This window comes from Ruegeria sp. J8 (assembly GCF_056531925.1).
The window spans coordinates 489,380-507,478 of sequence record NZ_JBQFMR010000003.1 but is presented as its reverse complement, the minus strand read 5'-3'; the positions used below and the strand labels follow the sequence as shown (position 1 = coordinate 507,478).

The window sequence follows — 18,099 nt, the reverse complement described above, 5'->3', positions numbered from 1 at the left end:
ACGAAACCGGGTGGATCACATGGAAGGTAAGAATAGTGTATCCGGATTTAACCTTTGTGATAGGCGGAGCTGCCTCGGGCAAGTCTGCATTTGCAGAACAACTTACTGTTTCAACAGAAAAAAGCCGCATTTATCTGGCGACATCACAAGTGTTTGATGACGAGATGCACAAAAAGGTGAAGCGGCATGTCGCCCAGCGGGGCGATGGCTGGACCACCATTGAGGCCCCGCTGGACCTGCGCCCGTCGCTGGCCACGCTGGACAAAAGCCAAGTTTGCCTGATCGACTGCGCCAGCATGTGGCTGACCAATCACCTACTGGCTGACAACGATCTGGATCAGGCGCAGGCGGACCTTTTGGATGCTCTGGCCGGATGTCGGGCCCCGGTCATCGTCGTCTCGAACGAGGTGGGCCAGGGCATTGTCCCCGACAACGCCCTTTCCCGCAGGTTCCGCGAGGCGCAGGGAAGGCTGAACATCGCGCTGGCGGCGCAGGCCGATCTGGTGGTGCAGGTCACGGTGGGCCTGCCCTTGGTTTTGAAAGGGCAGCTTCCATGACCCGGCTGCACCTTGTCCGCCATGGGCCGACCCATGCGAAAACCATGGTCGGCTGGTCCGACCTGCCCGCTGACCTCAGCGACACAGTGGCGCTCCAGCGCTTGCATGACCATCTGCCGTCTGATGCGGTTGTGATCTCGTCCGACCTGTCCCGCGCCGCCGATACGGCTTCGGCCATTCAGGGGACACGCACCCGCCTGCCCCACCACCCCGACCTGCGCGAGATCAATTTCGGCACTTGGGAGCTGCGTGGGTTCCGAGAGATTGAGGCCGAAGACCCCGACCTCGCCTTTGCTTATTGGGACAATCCCGGCGACGTGCGCCCTCCGGATGGCGAAAGCTGGAACGAGGTGCGCGCACGGGTGGATGCCGTGATCGACCGGCTGATGGCCGATCATACAGGGCACGATCTGGTCGTCGTGGTGCATTTCGGCGTGATCTTGACGCAGGTGCAGCGCGCGCTGGACGTGACCGCGCAAGAGGCGTTCAGCCACAAGATCGACAACCTCTCGGTCACGGAACTGACTCATCACGGGGATCGCTGGTCGGTCGGGCGGATCAATCACCTGGCGTGATGCACCTGCGCACAAATCACTGATTTACCGCCGCGTCATGCCGCGCCATTCTGTCCACATGACATATGATCTGTTTATCGGGGACCGCCTGTTTTCCAGCTGGTCCATGCGCGGCTGGCTGATGCTAGAACGGTTCGGCCTGCCTTACAAAGCCCATATGATCGGCCTCTATTCCGGCACCATGGCCGAGGATATGAAGCCACTCGCCCCCGCCCGTTTGGTGCCCGCCTTACGCCTGCCCGACGGAACGGTGGTGGGCGAAAGCCTCGCCATGGCCGAAACGCTGGCCGAACGCCACCCCGAGGCCCGATTGTGGCCTGCAGATCCAGCCGCCCGCGCCACCGCGCGCTGGTTATGCGCCGAGATGGTGGCCGGGTTCACCGCCTTGCGCGGCGAATGCCCGATGCAGTTGCACCATTGCTGGACCGGGTTTGAACCCTCGGCAGATACCCTGCGCGACCTTGACCGGATCGAGACCCTACGGGCCCATTCTCGCAGCGTATCCGGGGCCACCACCGGTCCGCTGTTTGGCGCCTATTCCCTGGCGGATGTCTTCTATACGCCGGTGGCCGCGCGGATTATCGGCTATGGATTGCCGGTCTCGGACGCAACCCGAGCCTATTGCCTAGCTCTGCTGTCGGACCTGTCCGCACGCCAATGGCGCGCGATGGGATTGACTGTGACCTATGACCCTTTCCCCTACGCACTGGGATTGGCAACACAACCCTGGCCAGTCGGGTCGCTCCCAGCCCGCGCCGTAGATGCAGGCCCCTCGGTCAACGCCACCTGCCCCTATTCCGGCGACCCTGTGACGGATTTCCTTGAATTGGATGGCCGCATCTGGGGCTTCTGCAACCCGTTCTGCCGTGACAAAACCGCCGCAGACCCTGGCGCTTGGCCGAAATTCTCTGACATGGTCGCAGGCGTTAACGATTCCTAAACCGCCTGCGTGCCAGCAACGACCTGTTAACCCAAAAGGTCGTTCATGGTCGCCCGCTCTCATACCGTCGCTTTCCAAGGGGTCGAGGCCCGCCCGGTCGAGGTGCAATGCGCCGTCTCGCCGGGCCTGCCCGCCTTTTCCATCGTCGGCCTGCCCGACAAGGCCGTGTCCGAGGCCCGCGACCGGGTGCGCAGCGCGCTCAGTTCCATGGCCATCGCGCTGCCGTCCAAACGCATCACCATCAACCTTTCGCCCGCCGACCTGCCGAAAGAGGGCAGCCATTTCGACCTGCCCATCGCCGTCGCGCTGCTGTCTGCATTGGAAATAATCCCTCCCGATGCTGCCGAAGGCGCGGTTTCGCTGGGTGAGCTGTCATTGGACGGATCGCTCGTACCCGTCGTCGGCGCCCTGCCCGCCGCCATGACCGCCGCCGCCGAAGATCGCGCGCTGCTGTGCCCCAAAGCCTCCAGCGCCGAGGCGGCTTGGGTCGATGCTACACAGGTTATTGGGGCCACATCACTGGGCGATGTGGTGCGGCATTTCTCAGGTCAGGCCCCTTTATCCGCCGCCCAACCCGGCGAGGTCTGCCTTGCGCCCAGCGTCCGCGACCTGCGCGACGTGAAAGGGCAAGAGCGAGCCAAACGCGCGTTAGAGATCGCCGCTGCCGGGCGGCATCACCTGATCATGATCGGCACACCGGGGTCGGGCAAATCGATGCTGGCCGCGCGTCTGCCGGGAATTCTGCCGCCTCTGACCCCATCCGAGGCACTGGAAACCTCTATGATCCAGTCGCTCTGCGGATTGCTTGACGAAGGCGGGATCAGCCACACCCGCCCATTCCGAGAACCGCATCACACCGCCTCGATGGCTGCGATTGTCGGCGGTGGTCGAGGCGCGAAACCCGGTGAGATTTCCTTGGCTCATAACGGGGTTCTGTTCATGGACGAATTCCCTGAATTTCCACGCACCGTTCTAGAAACCCTGCGCCAACCGATTGAAACGGGCGAGGTCATGGTGGCCCGCGCAAATGCCCATGTGAAATACCCCTGCCGCTTCATGCTGGTGGCCGCCGCCAACCCCTGCAAATGCGGCTACCTGACCGACCCTGCCCGCGCCTGTTCCCGCGCGCCGGTCTGTGGCGAGGATTATCTGGGCCGCATCTCTGGCCCGCTGATGGATCGGTTCGACTTGCGGATCGAGGTGCCTCCGGTCGGGTTCACCGATTTGGACCTGCCGCCTTCTGGTGACAGCTCCGCCACCGTTGCCGCACGGGTCGAAGCCGCACGCGCCGTGCAGGCTGAGCGGTTCGAGGGCATGGAGCCCCGCCAGAATGCGGATATGGAGGGCAAGCTGCTGGAAGAGATCGCCGCACCCGACGCCGAAGGCAAAGAGCTGTTGCTGAAAGCCGCCGAACGGTTCGGCCTGTCGGCGCGCGCCTATCATCGCATCCTGCGGGTCGCGCGCACCATTGCCGATCTTGAGGGCGCGCGGGATATCCGCCGCCCCCATGTGGCCGAGGCGCTGAGCTTTCGTATCAGCGCCCGGGCGGCGTCTTAAACCTTGGCTTCAATCGCCTGCCAGATTTTTTTAGCGATGTTGACACCGTCGAACCGTTCCAGCTCCTGAATGCCGGTGGGCGAGGTCACGTTGATCTCGGTCAGGTAATCTCCGATCACGTCGATGCCGACGAAAATCTGGCCTTTTTCCTTCAGCAAAGGACCAATGGCGGCGCAAATCTCCAAATCCCGGTCGGACAGGCCAATCTTTTCAGGGCGACCGCCCACATGCATGTTCGACCGCGTCTCGCCCTTGGCTGGCACGCGATTGATTGCGCCAACCGGCTCACCATCCACAAGGATCACACGTTTGTCGCCGTTGCTTACATCGGGCAGGAACTTCTGAACAATCAGCGGCTCGCGCGAGAAACCGGTGAACAACTCATGCAACGAAGTCAGGTTGCGGTCGTTGGCATCCAGCCGGAACACGCCCGCACCACCATTGCCATAAAGCGGCTTGAGGATGATATCGCCATGCTTTTCCTTGAAAGCTTTGATTGTCTGCAGATCGCGCGCAATCGTTGTCGGTGGCGTCAGATCGGGGAAATCCAGCACCAGCAGCTTTTCGGGGTAATTGCGCACCCAAAACGGATCATTGACCACCAGCGCCTTGCCCTTCAAACGGTCTAACAAATGCGTCGAGGTGATGTAGTGCATATCGAACGGTGGATCCTGCCGCAGCCAGACCACATCGAAATCGGCCAGATCAACCTCACGCTCAGGCCCCAGTTCAGCCGGGTTTCCTGCCACACGCTGCACCGTCATGTCATGGCCGCGTGCTTTTATGCGCCCTTCCTGATACGCCAACTGATCCGGTCCGTAGAAAAACAGCGAATGCCCACGTGCCTGCGCCTCTTCGGCCAGTCGGAATGAGCTGTCTGCATTGATATCCACGGCCCCGATTGGGTCCATCTGAAAGGCGATTTTCATGGCGTGTCCCTCAGTTTCACGCCAGATACATGGCCCAGCGAGCCCGAGGGTTCAATGGGGGTCAGGCTTGCCCAAAGGCGTTTTCAACGATTTTGACTGCGCCAGTTGCATCCACCAGCGCTGCGTCAAAGCGCACATTCGTCAGTTGTCCTGCGGGTTCATTTTCCAAAAACTGTGAAGCAGAGGCGCAGATCCGTTTCATCTGACGCTGGTTGATCCGTGCCGCAGCTCGGTCAAAACTGCTGCTTTTCTTAACTTCAATGAACACAAGGCAGTCACCATCCCGCGCGATCAGGTCAATCTCCCCTCCGGCCCCGCGCCAGCGGCGATGTGCGATGGAATAGCCGCGACGTTCATAGTCCGTAGCCACCTGCAATTCAGCGGATTGGCCTGCCTGATAAGAAACTGAACTTCGAACAGCGCGTGCGGACATGTCATCTCTTTCCCAGCTTCAGAGCCTTTTGATAGATCGGGCGACGGGGCAGTTTGAACATATCCGACACCAGATCTGCCGCATCCCGAACCGAATGGGTTTCCAAGGCTTCCTTCAAAGCCTGTTCTACGTCCAATTCGTTAACAGTTTCCGAATGCCCGCGATCCACAAGCAGGACAATTTCGCCTTTGACAGTCTGTCCGCTTAAATCAGCGGCCAACTCGGCCAGAGTTCCGCGTTTCACTTCCTCGAATTTCTTGGTCAGTTCCCGGCACATTGCCGCTTGTCTTGTGTCACCCAACATTGCGGCCAAGTCCGACAGGCAGGCCGCAACGCGCTTGGGTGATTCGTAGAAGATCAGTGTGCCCGGCACATCGCGCAGCGCCTCGATCCTTGACTTTCGCGCGTTCGATGAGTTGGGCAGGAATCCAGCGAAAAAGAAGGCATCCGTGGGCAGGCCAGCAAGCGTCAGCGCCATCAAAGCCGCCGAGGGACCTGGGGCGCAGGTGACGGTGTGCCCCGCTTCGGCCGCCTGGCGGCCAAGGTCATAGCCCGGATCGGCAATCAAAGGCATCCCGGCTTCGGACGCGTAGGCCACCGAGCTGCCATCCGCCAGAGCTTGCAGAATTTTCTGTCGCGCGCCAGCGCCGCTGTGATCGTGATAGGCCAGAATACGACGGCCTTCCAGCGGAACACCGTGTATCTCCATCAACCGGCGCAGGCTGCGGGTGTCTTCAGCCGCGATCACATCTGCCGAGGCCAACACGTCCAGTGCCCTGAGCGTAATGTCGCGCGCCGTGCCGATCGGAGTGGCAACAAAATACAGGCCCGAGCCCAATCTGACTTTTTGGTGATTCAAAGCTGGACCCTCACAGCGTGACGTTTATTATCGCGGCCTAACAGAATGGCGGAGCATCAAGCCGCTGGGACAGGGAGTTTTCTTTTAGATGTTTAGCGTTTGCAAGCCCGTTCGCAAACTGGCGAAATCCGCCATCGCATTGGCAACCGCGGCGCTTTTGACCGCCTGCGTCCCCGGCGGAACCGGTGGTGGCCCCTCGATCAACACGTCCAAACCCGTTCCCGTGGCCCTGCTGGTTCCAGCAGGTTCAGCGAATTCGGGTGACGCAGCGCTGGCCCGTAGCCTGGAAAACGCGGCCCGCCTGGCCATGGCGGACTTGCAGAATGTGCAAATTGATCTGAGGGTCTATGACACGCAAGGCAACTCGGGCACAGCCTCGGCTGCGGCGCAACGTGCGGTTGCCGAGGGGGCCAAAATCATCCTGGGGCCGGTTTATGCGCAGGCCGCAAACTCGGCCGGTCTGGCGGTTTTGAACAACAACGTCAATGTCCTCTCCTTCTCAAACAACACAAGCATTGCAGGTGGCAATGTTTTTGTTCTGGGTCCGACTTTTGACAACACGGCCAACAGGCTGGTCAATTTCGCTGGATCGCAAGGCAAGAACGGAATGGTCATCGTACATTCCAACGATGCCGCGGGCCAGTTGGGCCAATCCGCAATTGCCCGCGCGCTGAGCACCAGCCGGGTGAATAATGCGGGCACGGTCGGCTATGACCGGTCACAACAGGGCGTGATCAACTCGGTGCCGACGATCAAAGCAACCGTCGATGCCGCAGGCGCGGATTCGATCATCCTGACAGCGACTACGGCGGGGGCTCTGCCGCTGCTGTCGCAGCTTTTGCCCGAAGCAGGCGTGTCACCGACCACAACGCAATATATTGGCCTGACCCGCTGGGACATCCCGGCACAAACACTAGAGCTGCCGGGTGTGCAGGGGGGCTGGTTCGCATTGCCCGACCCTGCCAAGGCGCAAGCCTACCGCCAGCGTTATAACAACACCTATGGCGAAGCGCCTCATCCGATCAGCGGGTTGGCCTATGACGGTATTGCCGCGATCGGCGCTCTGGTCAGTCAGGGGAAAGCAGACGCGCTGACGGCTTCTGCCCTGACCCAGAATGCCGGTTTCCAAGGTGTCGGCGGCATCTTCCGCCTGCGCCCCGATGGCACCAATGAACGCGGTCTGGCAGTCGCCACGATCCAGAATAAACAGGTAGTAGTGATTGACCCTGCCCCACAAAGCTTCTCTGGCGCCGGTTTCTGATCGACCGGCCCTGACGCTGACCCCCAAGGGTGAGCTGATTTGCTCGGCCGAAGATATTTTCGACAGTGCCGCCGTCATGGCCGATCTTTCGGAGGCCTTTGAAAACACCGCAGACAACAGCGCACGGCGATCCGAGACTGTGCGCGTCCTGCGTGCTGCGCAAAAGGCTGGGCGTCAGGCCATTGCCGACGCCTTTGCCCAGCGTCCGTTCGACGCGCGCCCTTTAACCCATTCCTACACCTATCTGACCGATGGGCTGGTCTGTACGGCGATGCAGGTGGCCAGCCAAGATCTGCACCCTCTGGCGACGCCAACGCAGGGCGAAAGGATCGCGGTTCTGGCAGTGGGCGGCTATGGCCGGGGTGAAATGGCCCCGTCATCGGATGTCGATCTGCTGTTTCTGACCCCCTACAAGATCACCGCCTGGGCCGAGAGTGTTATCGAATCCATGCTGTATATCCTGTGGGATCTGCGGCTGAAGGTCGGGCATTCCTCGCGTACGATCAAGGATTGCCTGCGGCTGGGGGCCGAGGATTTCACCATCCGAACGGCGATGCTGGAACAGCGCTATCTGGCTGGTGAAACAACATTGTCAGATGAACTGAACACCCGCTTGCGGGATGAGCTGTTCAAAGGCAGCGAACGGGCCTTTATCGAAGCCAAACTGCAAGAGCGTGACGAACGCCACCAGAAGCAAGGCCAGCGCTATATGGTCGAGCCCAATGTCAAAGAGGGCAAAGGCGGGCTGCGTGATCTGCAATCGCTCTATTGGATCGCCAAGTACATTTATGGCGTGCAGGACGTGGCCGAACTGGTGCCACTTGGCCTGTTCACACCTGATGAGTTCAACACATTCGTTCAGGCCGAAGATTTCCTGTGGGCCGTGCGCTCGCACCTGCATCTGGTCACTGGGCGCGCAACCGAACAACTGACCTTTGACATGCAGGTCGAGGTGGCCGAGCGCATGGGATACGAGGATCGCGCGGGACGACGCGCGGTCGAGGTGTTCATGCAGCGCTATTTCCGCGAAGCGACGAAGGTGGGTGAGCTGACCCGCATCTTCCTGACTAAGTTGGAAGCCACCCATATCAAGGGTGCGCCTCTGCTTGAGCGGATATTCCGTCGCCGTCCAAAGGCCAAACCGGGTTACAAGGTGGTGCATGGACGTCTGGATGTGGCCGACGCCGAGAAGTTTCTGGCCGATAAGCTGAACCTGCTGCGCCTGTTCGAAGAAGGGTTGCGCACGGGGATGCTGATTCACCCGGATGCTATGCGCTTGGTAACAGCCAATCTGAACCTGATCGACGACGACATGCGCGAGGACAAGGAAGCCCAGCGCATCTTCCTTGATCTGATGCTGAAACATGGCAATCCAGAACGCGCCCTGCGCCGGATGAACGAGTTGGGGGTCCTGTCGGCCTTTATCCCGGAATTCGAGCACATCGTCGCGATGATGCAGTTCAACATGTATCACAGCTACACGGTGGACGAGCACACCATCCAGTGCATCGTGAACCTCGCCCAGATCGAACGGGGCGAGTTGATCGAGTCACTACCGCTGGCCTCTTCGATTCTGAAAAAGGGGGTGAACCGCAAGGTTCTGTATGTCGCCCTGCTGATCCACGATATTGCCAAGGGGCGGCCTGAAGATCACTCGATCCTCGGCGCACAGTTGGCCCGCAAAATTGCACCTCGGCTTGGGTTGAACAAGGCTGACGCGGAAACGGTCGAATGGCTGGTGCGCTATCATTTGCTGATGTCCGACATGGCGCAGAAGCGCGATATTTCCGACCCGCGCACAGTGCGCGACTTTGCTAAGGCGGTGAAAACGGTCAAGCGGCTGGACCTGCTGACTGTCCTGACGGTCTGTGACATTCGCGGCGTCGGTCCGGATACCTGGAACAACTGGAAGGCCACCCTGTTGCGCGCACTGCACGCGGAAACCAAACGCGCGCTTGAGACCGGGATGGAAGACCTCAACCGTGCCAATCGCGGGGCTGAGGCGAAAAAGACCCTACGCGCCGAATTGGCCGATTGGTCCAAGGCCGACCTCAAGACCGAGACCGGGCGGCATTACGACCCGTATTGGCAGGGGCTCAACCTCTCGACCCATGTGGAATTCGCCGAGATGCTGCAGGCACTTGACCGCAGTGGCGACGCGGGCGCGATGGAGATTCGCCTGCAACCGGACGAGGACCGCGACGCCACCCGCGCCTGTTTCGCCATGGGCGACCATCCGGGCATCTTTGCACGGATTGCGGGGGCCTTGGCGCTGGTTGGGGCAAACGTGGTCGATGCGCGTAGCTATACGACCAAGGATGGTTATGTCACGGATGCGTTCTGGATACAGGACGCAGATGGCCGCCCATTCGAAGCCAGCCGCCTGCCACGCCTGACGCAGATGATACACAAAACGCTAAAGGGCGAAGTTGTGGCGCGCGACGCGCTGAAATCGCGCGACAAGATCAAGAAACGCGAACGCGCCTTTAACGTGCCGACACATATCATCTTCGACAATGACGGGTCTGAAATCTATACGATTATCGAGGTCGATACCCGCGACCGCCCCGGTCTGCTCTATGATCTGGCTCGCACGCTGGCCGCAGCGAATGTCTATGTCGCCAACGCGGTGATCGCGACCTATGGCGAGCAGGTGGTGGACACGTTCTATGTCAAGGATATGTTCGGGCTGAAATACCACTCCGAAAGCAAGCAGCGTGGGCTTGAGGCCAAGCTGCGCAAAGCCATCACCGAGGGCGCCGAGCGCGCGGAATCATGAAGCAGATCCGGCTGTTCTCGGGCCTGTTCACGGTCGGGTTCTGGACCCTGGCCAGTCGGACATTGGGGTTCCTGCGGGAAATCCTGCTGACGGCTTTTATCGGGCCGGGCCCGGTGATGGACGCCTTTGTGGCCGCCTTCCGCCTGCCCAACATGTTCCGCCGCTTCTTTGCCGAAGGTGCGTTCAACGCGGCCTTCGTCCCGATGTTTTCCAAACGGCTGGAAGGGGACGAGAACGCCGTAGGTTTCGCACAGGACGCCTTCAACCTGCTGGCTGTGGCCGTTTTGGCGCTGGTTGGGCTGGCGATGGTGTTCATGCCCGCACTGGTCTGGATCACCGCCGAAGGGTTTTACGGCGACGACCGGTTCGATCTGGCCGTGGATTATGGTTACGTGGTTTTCCCTTACATCTTGTTCATGTCACTGGCAGCACTGTTTTCGGGCGTTCTGAACGCCACGGGCCGCTTTGCGGCCGCTGCCGCAGCGCCCGTTCTGCTGAACATTTTCGCCTGCACCGCCATGATCGCCGGAGCACTGTCGGGTGGCGAAGTCATCCGCTGGCTGATCGCCATCATCCCCTTGGCCGGTGTGGCGCAGCTTGCACTGGTCTGGGTCGCGACCGAGCGCGCGGGTATCCGTATCCGCCCCGGCCTGCCGAAACTCAGCCCCGAGATGAAGCGTATGGTCCGTATAGCCGTTCCCGCCGCGCTGGCGATGGGGGTGACACAGGTCAATCTGGTGGTGGGGCAGCTTGTGGCCTCGAAAACCGAAAACGCGGTCAGTTGGTTGTTTGCCGCGGACCGGCTGTATCAACTGCCTTTGGGTGTGGTGGGCATCGCCGTGGGAATCGTGTTGCTGCCTGACCTGTCTCGCCGCCTGCGTGCGGGTGACAAAGACGGTGCCCGCAACGCCTTTTCCCGCGCCGGAGAGTTCGCGCTCCTGCTGACCCTTCCGTCAACCGTGGCCTTTGTGATCATGCCGATCCCTCTGGTTTCGGTCCTGTTCGAGCGTGGCCAATTCACCGCCGAGGATACCGCCGCCACCGCGCTGGCCGTGGCGATCTATGGTATCGGCCTGCCTGCTTTCATGCTGCAAAAGCTGCTGCAACCGCTGTTCTTCGCGCGCGAGGACACAAAATCTCCGTTCCGCTATGCGGTGGTGGCGATGGTGGTGAATGCGGGGCTGGCCTTTGGGCTTTATCCGCTGCTGGGCTGGATTGCGCCTGCGATTGCGGCCTCGGTCGCCGGGTGGGCCATGGTCGGACTGCTGGCGCTGGGCGCTCGTCGCATGGGCGAGGAGGCGCGCTTTGATGACCGGTTCAAACGCCGGGCATGGCGGATCGTGGCCGCATCGCTTGGGATGGGCGTTGGCCTTTTTGCCGCGCTTTCCCTGTTCGGGTGGGCATTTCACCTGCCAGGCTGGCGTTATGTGGCACTGTTGGCCCTCATCATCGGTGCGGCAGCGTTGTATTTTGTGCTGGGCCACCTTCTGCGCGCCTTTGAAATCACCGAGTTCAAAAAGGCACTGCGGCGGTCCTGATCAATCGCGGCGGATACCCCCAATGATCCTTGTCCAACCGCCGGGACCAACCACAAATGACAGAGCAAAGCCTGTAGCGAACCCGCCCAGATCCGCCACCCAATCCAGCGTTCCGCCAAAAAGCAGGCCAAACACAAGTTGGATGCCCATCAGAACCGCGATCAGACTGAACGCGCGCGACTGGTTCTCACCGACGAGCGACAGCTTGCGCCATAAGATCCACGTGAACGCGCCGATCAGGCCGTAGACCGGAGGGAACCCTCCCACCAAGGGATAGCGCGGGTCCAAGAGCAGTGCATAGACCAGCGCACCGCCAATGCCCGAGACAACAAAGATCACAAGCATCGCAACACTGCCAAAAACCTCGGCCACCATCTTGCCCATGGCCAGAACAAAAACGCAGACAAAGACCGCCTGCGTGAAATTGGCCGAGACAAACGGGTAAGTCACAAAGCGGATCAGGTGTTCAAACGGCCAGCGCCCGTTTTTCATCATCCAATCGAAAATGTCCGGCGAAAACGCGTAGTGCTGCAAGGCATCCAGCCGCCAACCAATCGCTCCTGGTCCGCCGACCAGACCACGCGCGCCCAGCATGAAGATCACCTCGATCCCGAAAATGAACAAGACCAGCGCCACCACCACGGGCGGCAAAGGGTTCACGGCGGGTGTATAATGCTCACTGCTCATTGGGCTGGCCTTTCGCGGCTGTTGACGTCCCTTTGCCTCATGGGTAAGCGACGGGGGCTGATTTTTCCAGACGGGAGTTCCCTTCGATGACCGACACCCAGTTCACACCGCGCGTGTTTTCCGGCATCCAGCCGTCGGGGAACCTGCACCTTGGCAACTACCTGGGTGCGCTCAAGCGGTTCGTGGATATGCAGTGCGACGATTTTGAGACCATCTATTGCATGGTCGATCTGCACGCGATCACCGTCTGGCAGGACCCCGCCCGCCTGCGCGAAAAGACCCGCGAGGTCTGCGCCGGTTTCATCGCCGCTGGTCTGGACCCGGAAAAATCCATCCTGTTCAATCAAAGCCAAGTGCCCGAGCACACGCAACTGGCCTGGATTTTCAACTGTATCGCCCGGATGGGCTGGATGCAGCGGATGACGCAGTTCAAGGATAAGGCCGGCAAGAATGCTCAGAATGCCTCACTGGGTCTGTTTGCTTATCCGGCGCTGATGGCCGCGGACATCCTGACCTACCACGCGACGCATGTGCCGGTGGGTGAGGATCAGAAACAGCATCTGGAACTGACCCGCGACATCGCCATCAAGTTCAACCATGACTATGGCGTCGAGTTCTTCCCGGTGACCGAACCCGTCATCGGCGGCCCCGCCCCGCGCGTGATGAACCTGCGGGACGGGTCGCGCAAGATGTCGTCCTCGGACCCGTCGGATATGACGCGGATCAACATGAGCGATGACGCCGACACGATTGCCAAGAAAATCCGCAAGGCCAAGACCGACCCCGATGCTCTGCCTTCGGATGTGGATGGCCTGTCCGAACGCCCTGAGGCGCGCAATCTGGTCAATATCTACGCGGCGCTCAGCGATCAGACCGCCGAGCAGGTTCTGACCGAGGTTGGCGGCAAGCAGTTTGGCGAGTTCAAACCGATGCTGGCCGAACTGGCCGTGTCGAAACTGGCTCCGATTTCGGGCGAGATGGCCCGCCTGATGGGCGAAGAGGACGAGATTGACCGGATTCTGGCCAATGGGGCAGAAAAGGCGCGCGCTGTTGCCGCCCCGATCCTGCAACAAACTTACGAAATCGTGGGCATGGTTGGCGCAAAACAGGGCTGATTGCTCTGGACGTTACCGCGGCGTCTTCCTAGGTTTGCCGCAAAGCTTGGGAGGGCGTGATGGCAGTCGGCAAGAATATTCGCACGTATTTCGAAGGTCAATGGCATGACGGGGATGCGCCCATCATGCGGGCAGCCGATCACGGCGCTTGGCTGGGGTCGTCCGTCTTCGATGGAGCCCGCTATTTCGACGGTCTAGTCCCCGATCTTGAGGCGCACTGTGCCCGCGTGAATCGCTCGGCCGAGGCTTTGATGCTGACGCCGTTTGTGACCACCGAGCAGATGGTCGAGATCATCCGCGAAGGGCTGGAAAGTTATGCGCCGGACGCGGCGGTGTATATTCGCCCGATGTATTGGGGCATCGACGGCGACCGCACGGCAATCGTACCGCTGGAGAACAGTACGGGCTTCGCGATTTGCCTCGAAGAAATCCCAATGGCGCCCGAATCTGCGTCGGTGACACTGGGCTACACGCGCTTCCGTCGCCCGGTTCTGGAATCGGCGGTTGTAAACGCCAAGGCGGGCTGCCTTTACCCCAACAATGCGCGAATGTTGCAAGAGGTTCGGTCCAACGGTTTCTCAAACGCCCTGGTCGCGGATGCGCTGGGACATGTGGCCGAAACCGCGACTGCGAACATTTTTATGGTCCGGGATGGCGAGGTGTTCACTCCCACCCCCAATGGTACGTTTCTGGCCGGAATCACCCGCGCACGCCACATCGAAAACCTGCGTGTAGACGGTGTGACCGTGCACGAAGCGATCCTGAGTTTCGAGGATTTCCACAAAGCTGATGAGGTCTTCATGACCGGCAACATGAGCAAGATCACCCCGGTCACGGCGTTGCAGGATACGCAATATCAGGTCGGCCCCGTCGCCCGTCGCGCGCGCGAGTTGTATTGGGACTGGGCTGCCAGCACGCGATAGGCTTCGGTTGCCAGCGCGCATTTGGTCGGGCATGATCGCCCGAAATGAATGAGGACACCCATGCGTAAGTTCCTGGTGGTATTGGATGACAGCCGCGAATGCCTGAACGCAATGCGTTTTGCAGCTATGCGCGCGGCGCATACCGGCGGTGGCGTGACGATCCTGTCGGTCATTCCCCCCGATGAGTTCAACCACTGGATCGGCGTGGCAGAAGTGATGCGCGAAGAAGCCCGTGAACGTATCCACGCCCATTATGAGGTTTTCGCAAAGTGGATGCGTGACAAGCAGGGCGTCGACCCCGAATTGGCCATTCGCGAAGGCGACCCCGTGCCGCAGATCATCGAACACGTGCAATCCGACCCCGAGATTGGCGTACTCGTTCTGGGTGCAGGTGTCGAAAAGAAAGGGCCCGGCCCGCTGGTCACGCAACTGACCAAGAACTCGGGCAGCCTGCCAATTCCGATCACTATCGTTCCGGGTGACCTGAGCAAGGAAAAGCTGGAAGCGATTACCTAAGGGTCAACCATGACGCTCAGCATTCAGTTCTGGTTCGAGTTCGCCTCAACCTATTCCTACCTCAGCGCGATGCGGATCGAAGACGCCGCAGGTCGCCATGGCGTTAAGGTCGATTGGCAACCCTTTCTGCTGGGGCCGATATTTGCTGCGCAAGGTTGGAACGACTCGCCTTTCAACCTCTATCCCGCCAAAGGTGACTACATGTGGCGTGATATGGAACGGCTGACAACGCAACGCGGGCTGCCGTTCCAGCGTCCCGGCATGTTTCCTCAGAACGGTTTGAAAGCAGCGCGGTTGACACTGGCGATCAAGGATGCGGCCCCAAAGGCCAAGTTTGTGCGGGCGGTCTATTCCGCAGAGTTTGCGGACGGTCAGAATATCGCCGACGATGACGTACTTGCCGGTTGCTTGAGCGCGGTTGGGTTGTCTGCGGGTTTCATAGACCAAGCACAGGATCCGGCGAACAAGACGGCCCTGATCGAACAGTCCAAAACCGCGCAGGCCAAGGGGCTATTCGGTGCGCCCAGCTTTCTGGTTGGGGATGAGTTGTTCTGGGGCGATGACCGTCTGGACGATGCGATAAAGTTGGCGGCTGAAATTTAGAACCGTTCCAAATCTTGACTTCCCGCGCATGGACCCGCATATCAGGAACAACTGAAACGGAGCCGCGCCATGTTCATCCAGACCGAATCCACGCCGAACCCCGCCACCCTGAAATTCCTGCCCGGCCAGACCGTGCTGGAGGCAGGAACTGCAGACTTTCCATCGGCAGACGCGGCAGAGAAATCACCTCTGGCCAACCGGATTTTCACCGTCAGCGGTGTAACTGGCGTGTTCTTTGGCAATGATTTCGTAACCGTCACCAAATCGGAAGACGTGCAGTGGGACCATATCAAACCCGCTATCCTTGGCGCGGTGATGGAGCACTACCAATCCGGCCAGCCGGTCATGGCGGCAGATGCCGCGACGGAGTCGGGCCACGCAGAACATACCGGCGAAGACGCCGAGGTGGTCAACCAGATCAAGGACCTGCTGGACAGTCGTGTGCGCCCTGCGGTCGCTCAGGATGGTGGTGACATCACCTTCCACGGATTTGACCGCGGCGTCGTCTATCTGCACATGCAGGGGGCTTGCGCGAACTGCCCGTCCTCGACCCTGACACTGAAAATGGGGATCGAGAACCTGCTGCGTCACTACATCCCCGAAGTGACCGAGGTACGCCCTGTTGCCGTCTGATCCGATCATTCTGGCGTTTGACACATCGGCCGCGCATTGCGCGGCCGCTTTGTTAGACGGGGACCAGATCGTCGCAACCCGAGTTGAACAGATGACACGTGGCCAGGCCGAACGTCTGATGCCCCTGCTTGAGGAATTGCTAGCTGAGGCAGACTGCACATGGCAGGATCTGTCGGCCATCGGCGTCGGCATCGGCCCGGGCAATTTCACTGGCATCCGCATATCGGTATCCGCTGCACGTGGCCTTGTATTGGGTTTGGGCATCCCTGCGGTCGGAGTCTCGGGGTTCGATGCGCTTGCCGATGGCGCAGAAGACGCGGTTCCCGCCATTCGCGCGCCCCGCGATCAAGTTTATGTTGCGCCTGCTGGTCACTCGCCCGCTCTGATCCCGCTTGATCAGGCAGAATCACTCGGCCCGTTGATCTTCAATGACGACGCTGAATTGCAGGTCCGCGGCATCGCGCATGTGACCCGACAGAGATGGCAGAGCAATGACGGCCCTCCGGCCCCGCTTTATGCGCGGGCTGCGGACGCCGCTCCGTCCAAGGACCTGCCTCCGGTCCTGCTGGACGAATGACCCCCCGCGCGTTGGCCGGCACCCACGCGGCGGCCTTCACGCAGTCGCGACCGTGGACCGAGGCCGAATTCAACGACCTTCTACAGAATCACTTTACCCATGTGGTTGGAAACGAACACTCTTTCGCACTGATTCAGGTCATCGCAGACGAGGCCGAACTGCTGACAATAGCGACCTGCCCCCAGATGCAGCGTCAGGGGTTGGCGCGGGCGCGGATGGAAGAATGGCACGCTTTGGCTAAAACTTTGGGCGCGAGGCGAGCTTTTCTGGAAGTGGCGCAAGACAATGCTGCGGCAATTTCCCTGTATGAAACCTGCGGCTATCGCCCCTGCGGATTGCGACGGGGCTACTATGTGCGCGAAAACAATCAGAAAATTGACGCCGTTGTGATGGAATGTGACTTGACCTGAACGACGTATCAAATTTTTTTCGACCAGTTGGTCAAAAATCAGTTGACCCCGGCTGTTGCAAACGGCCTTAATTCCCGCCATCACAACAGATATGCTCGCTCTTAGTGGGTGAACGGGGCTATCTTGGCCCCGACCGACAATAACAACGGGAGTAACAAATGACCCTGATGAAATCCTTGATGGGCGCCGCCGCGGCCGTCGCACTGACCGCAGGTGCGGCCCTCGCTGAACCGGCCCTGATCTTCGACCTGGGTGGTAAGTTTGACAAATCGTTCAACGAGGCCGCCCATAATGGCGCGCAGCGTTGGGCCGATGAAACCGGTGGCAGCTATCGCGAGATCGAACTGCAATCCGAAGCCCAGCGCGAACAAGCTCTGCGCCGCTTTGCCGAGGCCGGTCTGAACCCGATCATCACCATGGGCTTTGCCATGGCCGATCCGCTGTCGGCTGTTGCGGGCGACTATCCCGACACCAAATTCGTCGCAGTTGACGTGAACTGGCTGGACGCGCCCAACGTGCGTCAGATCGGCTTTGCCGAGCATGAGGGCTCGTATTTGGTTGGCATGATGGCAGCGATGGCGTCTGAATCTGGCACCGTTGGTTTCATTGGTGGCATGGACATCCCGCTGATCCGTCACTTTGGCTGTGGCTATGCCCAGGGTGCCAAAGCTGTGAACCCTGACATCGAAGTTGTTGCCAACATGACCGGCACCACTCCTGCCGCATGGAACGACCCGGTGAAGGGATCGGAGCTGACCAAGGCGCAGATCAGCCAGGGTGCTGACGTGATCTATGCAGCCGCAGGCGGCACCGGCGTGGGTGTTCTGCAAACCGCTGCCGACGAAGGCATTTTGTCGATCGGCGTGGACAGCAACCAGAACCACCTGCATCCGGGTAAGGTACTGACTTCGATGCTGAAACGCGTGGACGTCGCCGTTTATGACGCGATGAAAGCGGGTGAGAACCTTGAAACCGGCGTCTTCGCCATGGGTCTGGCCGAAGAAGGCGTAGGCGTTGCCATGGACGACAACAACGCGTCGCTGGTCTCGGACGAGATGAAAGGCGCGGTCGAAAAGGCGCGTCAGGACATCATTGACGGCAATGTCACGGTGACCAGCTATTACGAGAACGACAGCTGCCCCGCACTGCAGTTCTGATATCGCGCGGGCGGGGGTTTTAGCCTCCGCCCGGCCTCCTACCCTGCCGC

The 18,099-nt window shown here is 60.3% G+C and carries 19 protein-coding genes; 15 read left to right on the top strand and 4 right to left on the bottom strand.

What is annotated here, in order from left to right:
- The first annotated feature begins 35 nt into the window (after positions 1-35).
- From cobU to ACR0L1_RS09190, 4 genes are read left to right on the top strand one after another with little or no spacing between them, the layout of a single operon-like run.
- Positions 36-557, top strand: a complete 522-nt coding sequence (gene cobU / locus ACR0L1_RS09205) for a bifunctional adenosylcobinamide kinase/adenosylcobinamide-phosphate guanylyltransferase (protein ID WP_170789755.1) — start codon at positions 36-38, stop codon at positions 555-557.
- Positions 554-1,132 (top strand): histidine phosphatase family protein, encoded by a 579-nt coding sequence (locus ACR0L1_RS09200; protein ID WP_170772466.1) that lies wholly within the window; start codon positions 554-556, stop codon positions 1,130-1,132. The genes cobU and ACR0L1_RS09200 overlap by 4 nt, the downstream gene beginning before the upstream one ends.
- A gap of 58 nt (positions 1,133-1,190) precedes the next feature.
- On the top strand, positions 1,191-2,072 hold the full coding sequence (locus ACR0L1_RS09195) for a glutathione S-transferase (protein ID WP_480858373.1): 882 nt from the start codon (positions 1,191-1,193) through the stop codon (positions 2,070-2,072).
- A 45-nt stretch (positions 2,073-2,117) separates the two neighbouring features.
- Positions 2,118-3,629: a YifB family Mg chelatase-like AAA ATPase gene (locus ACR0L1_RS09190; protein WP_480858371.1), complete on the top strand. Its 1,512-nt coding sequence runs from the start codon at positions 2,118-2,120 to the stop codon at positions 3,627-3,629.
- On the opposite strand, the gene gshB is transcribed toward ACR0L1_RS09190, so the two are convergent.
- From gshB to rsmI, 3 genes are all read right to left on the bottom strand, one after another.
- Positions 3,626-4,558 carry a glutathione synthase gene (gene gshB / locus ACR0L1_RS09185; RefSeq protein ID WP_480504525.1) on the bottom strand — a complete coding sequence of 311 codons (933 nt, stop codon included), beginning with the start codon at positions 4,556-4,558 and terminating at the stop codon, positions 3,626-3,628. The genes ACR0L1_RS09190 and gshB overlap by 4 nt on opposite strands.
- Before the next feature lie 61 nt (positions 4,559-4,619).
- Positions 4,620-4,991 (bottom strand): YraN family protein, encoded by a 372-nt coding sequence (locus ACR0L1_RS09180; protein WP_353391236.1) that lies wholly within the window; start codon positions 4,989-4,991, stop codon positions 4,620-4,622.
- 1 nt (position 4,992) lies between these two features.
- A complete protein-coding gene (gene rsmI / locus ACR0L1_RS09175; protein ID WP_480504522.1) occupies positions 4,993-5,850 on the bottom strand; it encodes a 16S rRNA (cytidine(1402)-2'-O)-methyltransferase in 858 nt (285 codons plus the stop codon).
- Between the two features lie 88 nt (positions 5,851-5,938).
- Between rsmI and ACR0L1_RS09170 the strand changes: the two genes are divergently transcribed.
- From ACR0L1_RS09170 to murJ, 3 genes are read left to right on the top strand one after another with little or no spacing between them, the layout of a single operon-like run.
- Positions 5,939-7,111 carry a penicillin-binding protein activator gene (locus ACR0L1_RS09170; protein ID WP_480504520.1) on the top strand — a complete coding sequence of 391 codons (1,173 nt, stop codon included), beginning with the start codon at positions 5,939-5,941 and terminating at the stop codon, positions 7,109-7,111.
- Positions 7,071-9,890 (top strand): [protein-PII] uridylyltransferase, encoded by a 2,820-nt coding sequence (locus tag ACR0L1_RS09165; protein WP_480858368.1) that lies wholly within the window; start codon positions 7,071-7,073, stop codon positions 9,888-9,890. Before ACR0L1_RS09170 ends, ACR0L1_RS09165 begins: the two co-directional genes overlap by 41 nt.
- Positions 9,887-11,428, top strand: coding sequence for a murein biosynthesis integral membrane protein MurJ (gene murJ / locus ACR0L1_RS09160; RefSeq protein ID WP_480858366.1), 1,542 nt, complete (start codon positions 9,887-9,889; stop codon positions 11,426-11,428). The genes ACR0L1_RS09165 and murJ overlap by 4 nt, the downstream gene beginning before the upstream one ends.
- On the opposite strand, the gene ACR0L1_RS09155 is transcribed toward murJ, so the two are convergent.
- Complete coding sequence (locus ACR0L1_RS09155) at positions 11,429-12,115, bottom strand: rhomboid family intramembrane serine protease (protein WP_170772483.1); 687 nt, start codon at positions 12,113-12,115, stop codon at positions 11,429-11,431.
- A gap of 86 nt (positions 12,116-12,201) precedes the next feature.
- Here ACR0L1_RS09155 and trpS point away from each other — a divergent pair, with 86 nt between their 5' ends.
- From trpS to ACR0L1_RS09115, 8 genes are all read left to right on the top strand, one after another.
- Positions 12,202-13,230, top strand: coding sequence for a tryptophan--tRNA ligase (gene trpS / locus ACR0L1_RS09150; protein ID WP_480858364.1), 1,029 nt, complete (start codon positions 12,202-12,204; stop codon positions 13,228-13,230).
- Between the two features lie 59 nt (positions 13,231-13,289).
- On the top strand, positions 13,290-14,153 hold the full coding sequence (locus ACR0L1_RS09145) for a branched-chain amino acid aminotransferase (protein WP_480504511.1): 864 nt from the start codon (positions 13,290-13,292) through the stop codon (positions 14,151-14,153).
- A 60-nt stretch (positions 14,154-14,213) separates the two neighbouring features.
- On the top strand, positions 14,214-14,669 hold the full coding sequence (locus tag ACR0L1_RS09140; RefSeq protein WP_170772489.1) for a universal stress protein: 456 nt from the start codon (positions 14,214-14,216) through the stop codon (positions 14,667-14,669).
- 9 nt (positions 14,670-14,678) lie between these two features.
- Complete coding sequence (locus ACR0L1_RS09135) at positions 14,679-15,272, top strand: DsbA family protein (RefSeq protein ID WP_480858361.1); 594 nt, start codon at positions 14,679-14,681, stop codon at positions 15,270-15,272.
- 69 nt (positions 15,273-15,341) lie between these two features.
- A complete protein-coding gene (locus ACR0L1_RS09130) occupies positions 15,342-15,905 on the top strand; it encodes a NifU family protein (RefSeq protein WP_480858359.1) in 564 nt (187 codons plus the stop codon).
- Positions 15,895-16,482: a tRNA (adenosine(37)-N6)-threonylcarbamoyltransferase complex dimerization subunit type 1 TsaB gene (gene tsaB / locus ACR0L1_RS09125; protein WP_480858357.1), complete on the top strand. Its 588-nt coding sequence runs from the start codon at positions 15,895-15,897 to the stop codon at positions 16,480-16,482. The genes ACR0L1_RS09130 and tsaB overlap by 11 nt, the downstream gene beginning before the upstream one ends.
- The gene (locus ACR0L1_RS09120; RefSeq protein WP_170789745.1) at positions 16,479-16,892 is read left to right on the top strand and encodes a GNAT family N-acetyltransferase; all 414 of its coding nucleotides are present in this window, start codon (positions 16,479-16,481) and stop codon (positions 16,890-16,892) included. Before tsaB ends, ACR0L1_RS09120 begins: the two co-directional genes overlap by 4 nt.
- A gap of 158 nt (positions 16,893-17,050) precedes the next feature.
- Entirely contained in the window at positions 17,051-18,049 is a 999-nt protein-coding gene (locus ACR0L1_RS09115) for a BMP family lipoprotein (protein ID WP_480858355.1), read from the top strand.
- Positions 18,050-18,099 lie beyond the last annotated feature (50 nt).